The 7,809-nt window shown below is 29.5% G+C and carries 7 protein-coding genes; 6 read left to right on the top strand and 1 reads right to left on the bottom strand.

Annotated elements, in window-relative coordinates:
* The 4 genes from ACR0QS_RS08835 to ACR0QS_RS08820 form a co-directional block, all read left to right on the top strand.
* Positions 1–721: PIN domain-containing protein (locus tag ACR0QS_RS08835; RefSeq protein ID WP_432633074.1), on the top strand; the 721-nt coding region annotated here is incomplete at its 5' end.
* A 9-nt stretch (positions 722–730) separates the two neighbouring features.
* On the top strand, positions 731–1,873 hold the full coding sequence (locus tag ACR0QS_RS08830; protein ID WP_432633073.1) for a hypothetical protein: 1,143 nt from the start codon (positions 731–733) through the stop codon (positions 1,871–1,873).
* A 21-nt stretch (positions 1,874–1,894) separates the two neighbouring features.
* Positions 1,895–3,745, top strand: a complete 1,851-nt coding sequence (locus tag ACR0QS_RS08825) for an AAA family ATPase (RefSeq protein ID WP_432633072.1) — start codon at positions 1,895–1,897, stop codon at positions 3,743–3,745.
* Positions 3,746–3,755: 10 nt separating this feature from the next.
* Positions 3,756–4,337, top strand: a complete 582-nt coding sequence (locus ACR0QS_RS08820; protein ID WP_432633071.1) for a 4Fe-4S single cluster domain-containing protein — start codon at positions 3,756–3,758, stop codon at positions 4,335–4,337.
* 235 nt (positions 4,338–4,572) lie between these two features.
* On the opposite strand, the gene mgtE is transcribed toward ACR0QS_RS08820, so the two are convergent.
* Positions 4,573–5,943 (bottom strand): magnesium transporter, encoded by a 1,371-nt coding sequence (mgtE, locus tag ACR0QS_RS08815; protein WP_432633070.1) that lies wholly within the window; start codon positions 5,941–5,943, stop codon positions 4,573–4,575.
* A 143-nt stretch (positions 5,944–6,086) separates the two neighbouring features.
* Here mgtE and pfkA point away from each other — a divergent pair, with 143 nt between their 5' ends.
* The gene (gene pfkA, locus ACR0QS_RS08810; RefSeq protein ID WP_432633069.1) at positions 6,087–7,067 is read left to right on the top strand and encodes a 6-phosphofructokinase; all 981 of its coding nucleotides are present in this window, start codon (positions 6,087–6,089) and stop codon (positions 7,065–7,067) included.
* A gap of 39 nt (positions 7,068–7,106) precedes the next feature.
* Positions 7,107–7,809 (top strand): WecB/TagA/CpsF family glycosyltransferase (locus ACR0QS_RS08805; protein WP_432633068.1); only part of this gene is annotated, 703 nt, incomplete at its 3' end.

Genomic DNA, 7,809 nt, shown 5'->3' with positions numbered 1-7,809 from the left:
TAGATATGATGAAATGATTCAAAATGAAACTTTAAAACCTCATTTACCTTGGTTTAATGAAATAAAAGACAAATACAATGATATTAATAAGAATAATATAGATAAAATTATAAATGAAATATCTTCAAGATTGCAAATAAAAAGAGAAACATTTAAAGAAAATGAAACTTTAAGAAATACTTTGCAAAATATAGAAAATATGAAACCTAAAGTAAATCAATTTAATGATAAATCCGTAAATAATTTTAATAAAATATATGTTATAGACACTAATATTTTAATGAATGAACCTAAAATATTTAACTATTTGGATAATAAGAGTCTTATGGTAATACCAAATATAGTTGTGGAAGAATTGGACAAATTAAAATCGGATAAAAAAGACGAAAATAAAAAACAGCAGGCTTTTCAGGCAAGAGAATCTATAAGAAATATTTTGAATAATAATAAACCAAATATTAGACAGGAAGATTCTGATACGGAACTTTTACCTGAAGATTTTGAAAAGAATAAACCCGATAATCTAATATTATCCGTAGCTTTAAAATTTACTCTTAAAGATGTATATTTATTAACGGACGATAACGATTTAAGCGCTAAAGCTAAAGGACAGAATATTAAATATATATCTTTGGAAGATTTTAAAAGTTTAAAAAATAATAATACTCAAAATAAAAATAATCAAAATAATAATAAGAAAAATAAAAAAAATAAAAAATAAGGAGATATTATGAGTCACCATGATAGTTATTATTATGAATTAGAAAGAAGAAGACGGGAAGAACTTGCAAGGCAGAGAGTCGCCCAAAGCGTTAGAGAATATATTAATAGGCATAGAGAATCTATAAGCAGTATGATTAGAGAAGGATTAAATAAATATGTATCGCTTGAAAATATAAATAGAGATATTATAGAAATAGAATCTTTATTAAACACTAATCCTTTTATGGCAAGAGATATAAGCTATAGAGTTCAAAATGGAATATATCATTTAAGAAACATAGCTATTGAAGCTAAAAGAGAAGAAGAAAGATTAATAAGAGAACAAAAAAGCAAAAATAAAGAAAAAATATTAGAGCTTTATTATAAGAATATAAGAGCGATAGACGACCCTATACTTATTGATTTTGCCAAAGATAAATTTGATTCGCTAAAAAGAGAGCTTTTAGAAGAAGATGGAAAAACCGATAGAGATATGGTATATTATACTCAAGAGATTGAAAGAAGAATTAAAAATATTATTGATTCCGCCAATTCAAGCGCTTTTGAATGGAGAGCTAAAAAAGAAAAAGAAAGAGAAAAAAAGATATTGGAAACTAAAATAGAAATAATAGCAGAAGAATTAAATAATGAAAAAGTAGAATTGAAAGAAAATGAAGAGAAAAAGAACGAACTTTTAAGACAGATAGAAAATGCAAAAAAATCTTTATCAAATGAAAATATAGAAAATTTAAATATATCAAATCTTAATGAAGAAATGGATAAAATAAGTAAAGAAACCGAAGATATTGCAATTACGGAAGAAGTGAGAAGAGATGTGGTAAAATCTATAATTAAGTCTTTAAAAGATTCGGAATTTACCGTAGAGCATCCAGAAATTATTCAAGATGATAACGGCGGAGTAGTAAAAATAACGGCTAAAAAACCTTCGGGTAAAAGAGCGGTTTGTAAAATAGCGCTTAACGGAAAATTGGAATATTTATTCGACAACTATGAAGGGCTTACATGCGTTAAAGATATTGATAAATTTACGAAAGAATTGGAAGAAATATATTCCGTAAAACTTTCTAATAAGCAAGTAATTTGGGAAAATCCAGATAGAATATCAAAAGGCGCTTTAAATATTGACAACGATAATAAAAGAACTTTATAAAATTATTAAGGAGTATTAATTATGGAAGATAGAAAAATCGATTCATGGGTTGAAAGGTTTATAAGAGATTCTCAATTAAAGGGTTCTATAATATTAAGCGGGAATTCTTCAGATATTATAAGAAATAGGAAAAGTGGAAAATACGAATATATAAGCGATTATATAATAAAAGTATTAAATGAAGACGCTAAATTTAGTAATGTCATAAAATGGGATAGAGTCGATGGAATAGATTATGATATTTCAAAAATATCTAACTTATCGGAACTGTCCGCATCTTCAAATTCTAATAAACAAAATAATTCAAATTCTTACGATTTGGGAGACGATAACGATATTGCGGAAAATAATAATCAAGGTCCAAAATATAAAAATGTGGACGAATTCTTTAATTATTTGCTTCAGCAGATAAAATCTAAATCCAATAAAAAAATATGTTTTATATTGGATTATTCAGATTATATATTTGGAACTAACGCGTCTTTAAGCGAAGCGGAAAGGAATTGGCTTGCAATAATAGGAAAATCTTTAAAAGAGGCTATGAATTATAATATGTTCGATTCTTCATTTAAAGAACAGAATAAATCTATTATAATAATAACAAATAAACTCTCTACAATTCCATCTTCTTATTATTTAAATAATTCGGATGTAAGTTGCATAAATATACCATCGCCTGGAAGACCAGAAAGAGAATCTTTTATTGTAAATAATGCAAGTATGATATATACCGAACCAGCTTTGGATGAAAATAGAAGAGATGATTTTATAGATTCTTTGGAAGGTTTTAAGTTGAAAGATATAGCTCAAATAATAAAACTTTCTATGCAAATAGATTCTAAATTAAGCGCCGATAAACTTATTAATCTCTACAGATATGGAGAGAAAAAAAGCCCTTGGGAAGACTTAAGCAAAACAAAATTGGCATCTATAGAAAAAGAACTTTCCAAAAGAGTAAAAGGGCAGGATGAAGCTATAGAAAAAGTAAAAGATGTTATAATAAGGGCGTTTACGGGTTTTTCAGGAATTCAGCATTCAAGCAAACAGAGAAAACCTAAAGGCGTGCTTTTCTTTGTCGGACCAACTGGAGTCGGCAAAACCGAACTTGCAAAATCTCTCGCCGAATTTTTATTTGGAGACGAAACAGCTTGCATAAGATTCGATATGTCGGAATTTAATCATGAACATAGCGACCAAAGATTGGTAGGAGCGCCTCCTGGTTATGTAGGCTATGAAGAAGGAGGACAATTAACCAATGCCATAAAAGAAAAACCTTTTTGCGTTTTGTTATTTGACGAAATAGAAAAAGCGCATGGAAGAATCTTGGATAAATTTTTACAAATACTCGAAGACGGGAGGCTTACGGACGGAAAAGGAGAGACGGTGTCGTTTTCTGAGTCTGTTATTATATTTACTTCAAATATAGGCGCAAGTCAAATACCTCATAATAGCGATAAGAAAGAAGTTCAAAAGCAATTTTTAGAACATGTTAAGAAACATTTTGTGGAGGAATTAAAAAGACCCGAATTGCTTAATAGAGTGGGAGATAATATAGTTCCTTTTAATTTTATAGATAGTTACGATTTCTTAAATAATATTGCTAAAATAAAATTTCAAATAATAGAAAATTTTATAAAAGAAAGGTATAAATCTTCCGTAAAGTTTGAAAATGAAGAAAGCGCTTATAATGCTATTTCAAAAAGCGTCAATATAGAAAACGGCGGCAGAGGCGTTTTAAATGTTTTAGAAAGTAAAATAATAAATCCTCTTTCAAATTTCGTATTTGAAAATATAGATTCTATTCAAGGAAGAACTATAAAGATAGTTCAGCTTAATGAAAAGAAAGCGGATTTCGACTTTAGTTTAGAATGATTATTAGATTATGCTTTTAAATATAGCTTCTATAAGAAAATGCACAGAGTCGGAAGGCATAGGAAAAAGATTCGCTATATGGACTCAAGGTTGCCTAAAAAGATGCAAAAACTGTTGTAATCCAGATATGCAAAACTTTATCGCAAAAAATATAATAGATTCCGATACCATTATAAAAGATATAAAACTATCTAAAGAAAAGTATAATATAGAAGGCGTTACATTAATAGGAGGAGAACCTATTTTACAATCAAAAGGATTATCATGCATAGCCAAATATTGTAGAGAAAACAAATTATCTGTTATTCTTTTTAGCGGATATACTTTGGAAGAGATAAAAGAAAAAGAAGAAACTTTTGACGGATTACATGAGCTTTTAAAATATACCGATGTTTTAATAGACGGAGAATATATAGATGAACTTTATGATGAAAGCAGAGGTTTTATAGGTTCAAGCAATCAAAAAGTATATTTTTTTACAAACTTTTATAATAAAGATAATTTTTATAAAAATAGAAATTATAATTCAATGGATATTTTGATAAATAATAATAGTATTAGCGTAAACGGATGGCCATTTTTAATTGATTAGTTTAAAATTTTATGCGGTTTTGTGTGGGATTTTTTTATTTTAATTAGTAAGGTTTTAAAATTAAATTTATTATTTTGAATTTTTTATTTTTATTATAGTTAATAAAATTTGTGGAAATTATTTTATTATTATTTCAAAATTAATTTAGTAAATTGAAGTAATACAAATTTAATAATTTAAATATGGTTTGTAAAAATAGAATTTATTATTTTGATTGGGTTTTATTCATTATATTTTAATTTCCGAATTTTGATAAAATTATCGTGGCTAAAAATAAATAAATAGAAGTCCCGCTAATATCGCAAATCGAAGCGACTAAAGGAACGCTGCTTGTTGTCGGGTCTTTTTTAAGTTTTACGAATATAAAAGGCAAACATAAACCTATTAAGCTTCCTATTATGACGACTAATATCATTGATAGCGATACGACAAAAGCGATAGTCAATCCTCCTCTAAAAATCGCAAGTAATGAAACGGTTAAACCCATAGTTAAACCCAGCGCCGCCGATATTAATATTTCTTTTCCTAACATAAAAAGCCAGTCGCTCTTTTTTACATCGCCGATTGACAAACTTCTTATTATTAAAGTCGAAGATTGCGCGCCCGCGTTTCCAGCGCTGTCGATTAATAAAGGCAGAAAGAAAATAAGAGAAACATATTTGCTTATCGTTTCGGTAAATAGTCCGATAAAATAGCCCGAAATTATATTTATAAAAACCAATATAAAAAGCCACACGATTCTTTTTTTATATAATGTAAAAATCGTTGCCTGTTTAATATTTCCCGAAAAATCATCGTCTACGCTTATAGCTCCGAGTTTATGGAAATCTTCCGTATCTTCTTCTTCGGCAATATCAAAAATATCGTCTATTGTCACTATTCCTATAAGCGCGTTTTTTGAATCGACTACGGGAATACAAAGCAAATCGTATTTTCTTCCAACCTTTACCGCTTCCTCCTGGTCGGAATATACCGACAAATAAATAATATCCGTATGCATCAAATCTTTTATAGTTTCCTCTTCGTTTTTTGCAAATAATAAATCTTTAAGTAAAATATATCCCAATAATATATCGCTTTTATCAACGACATAAATAACCTCGAAAGTCTCCGAATCTTTTCCGAAATTTCTAATATATTCCAAAGTTTGTTTAATCGTAAAATCGGGATTTACATCTATATATTCTGGCGTCATTATTCTTCCAACGCTATCTTCTGGATAACCCAATAACTGCCTCGTAATATTTAAATCGGTTTCTTTCATTAGAGAAAAAATCTTTTTTGTAATATCGCTCGGCATTTCCTCGAATAATGAAGTTCTATCATCGGGGCTCATTTCATGGATAAGCTCTTTTAATTCATTGTCGCTCATAGAAGAGATTAAAGCTTCTTGTTCGTTTGAATCGAGTTCGGAGAAAACATAAGCGGCTTTTTCGGTTGATAATAATCTGAATAATATGCTTTTATTTTTGTCGTTATCGAGTATTCTTATTATATCGACTATTTCCGCTGCATGCATTTTTGTTAGAGAATATTTTAATTTATCCCATCTTTTATTTTCTATTATATTAATGATTTCCGTATATTCTTTATTTTGATTTGACATAAACCTTCCGACTTTTTATAAATAAATTTTTTATATTTTTATATATCAATTCTTTAACAATTAATATATAATATATCAAATAAATTTTGATATTGATTATATCATTAACTATAAATTATATACTTAAAAGGAGTTATTTCAACATGAGTAAAATAAAAAGAATAGGAATACTTACGAGCGGAGGAGACGCATCGGGTATGAATCCCGCGATAAGAAGCGTGGTGAGAACGGCTATAGCGAACGGGCTTGAAGTTGTGGGAATAAGAGAAGGCTATCAAGGGCTTATGTATAATAATGTTTACGATATGAACGCTGGAAGTGTTGGCGGAATCATAAACCATGGCGGAACTATATTGTTTTCGGCAAGGTCGCCCGAATTCCAAACGGAAGAAGGGATGAAAAAAGCGGCGGATAATATGAGGTATCATGGAATGGAAGCTTTGGTAGTAATAGGCGGAGACGGAACTTATAGAGGCGCATTGGATTTTGCAAATCATCATCCTGAATTTCCTATTGTCGGCATCCCTGGAACCATAGATAACGATATTTACGGAACGGATTATACGATAGGATACGATACTGCTGTTAATGTCGCAATGGAAGCGATAGACAAATTGAGAGATACTGCCACAAGTCATGGAAGATGTTTTGTGGTGGAAGTTATGGGAAGACATGCGGGTTATATAGCTTTGGAAGTGGGAATTGCTTCTGGAGCGGAAGACATACTTATACCAGAAACGCCAACCGATTTGGATAAAATAGTCGAAGAATTGCAGCTTGCCAAAAAGAGGGGAAAAAAATCTTCTATAATTGTAGTTGCCGAAGGAGACGAATCTGGCGGCGCTATGGAAACGGCGAAACATATAGAAGGAAAAACGGGCTTCGATACTAGAGTTACGATATTAGGACATATGCAAAGAGGCGGCTCTCCGACTTCAAAAGAGAGATTAATGGCTGCAAGATTCGGTTATATAGCGGTTAAGGCTCTTTTGGAAGGAAGAACGAATGTTGCGGTTGGAATTTGGAAGGGAGAATATACTTACACTCCTTTATCCGATGCCATTAAAAAAGTTCCTAAAATAGACCCTATAGATTTGGAGCTATGCAGAACATTGGCTATATAGTCGAAAATATTAAAATAAAAATAATCGAGGCTATAGCTTATGAATGAAAGTAAATCGATTTTGGGAATTAGAATAGACAACTTTAATAACGATTTTGAAGATATTTTAGAGAGACTAAAAAACGAAGAAAATGTTTTAATAGTTACTTTGGATGTCCATCAGTTGCTAAAAGTTCGTTCCAATAAAAAATTGAAAGAAACCGTGAATAACGCTTCTTTAGTTATAGCGGCTCATCATACTATAGCCAAAGGTTATAAATTTATTCATAAAGAAAATTTGGAATATATGCAGGATTTTATATTTTTCTCAAATATAATGTCGTATATAGACAAGAAAAAAATGTCAATGTTTTTATTTGGAGACAATGAAAAATATTTCTTTACTATCTTGGGAAAAATAAAAAAAATATATCCTAATATAAGACATCTCGGGAATTTGGATAATCCTAAAGACAAAGAAGAACTGGAAAAAGTTTTTATAGGATTAAAAAAAATTTCTCCCGATATGTTTTTAATATATATGCCTTTCAAAAAATCTCTTTATTGGTTTGAGGATAATAAAGAAAATTTAAAAGTAAAATTATGCGTTCCTATGTCTAGACCTTTGGACGGATTTGCGGGAAAAATTAAATCTCCAAATATAAACATATTGGAAGCGAATAAAGAAGAATCGTTTTATTTAAAGAAAAATATCTTTAGAATATTCTTATATTTTGATTATATATATTTTTGGACGCTTATTA

This window comes from Brachyspira sp., from assembly GCF_050873525.1.
GTDB lineage: Bacteria > Spirochaetota > Brachyspiria > Brachyspirales > Brachyspiraceae > Brachyspira.
This window is presented reverse-complemented; position numbering and strand designations above follow the sequence as displayed.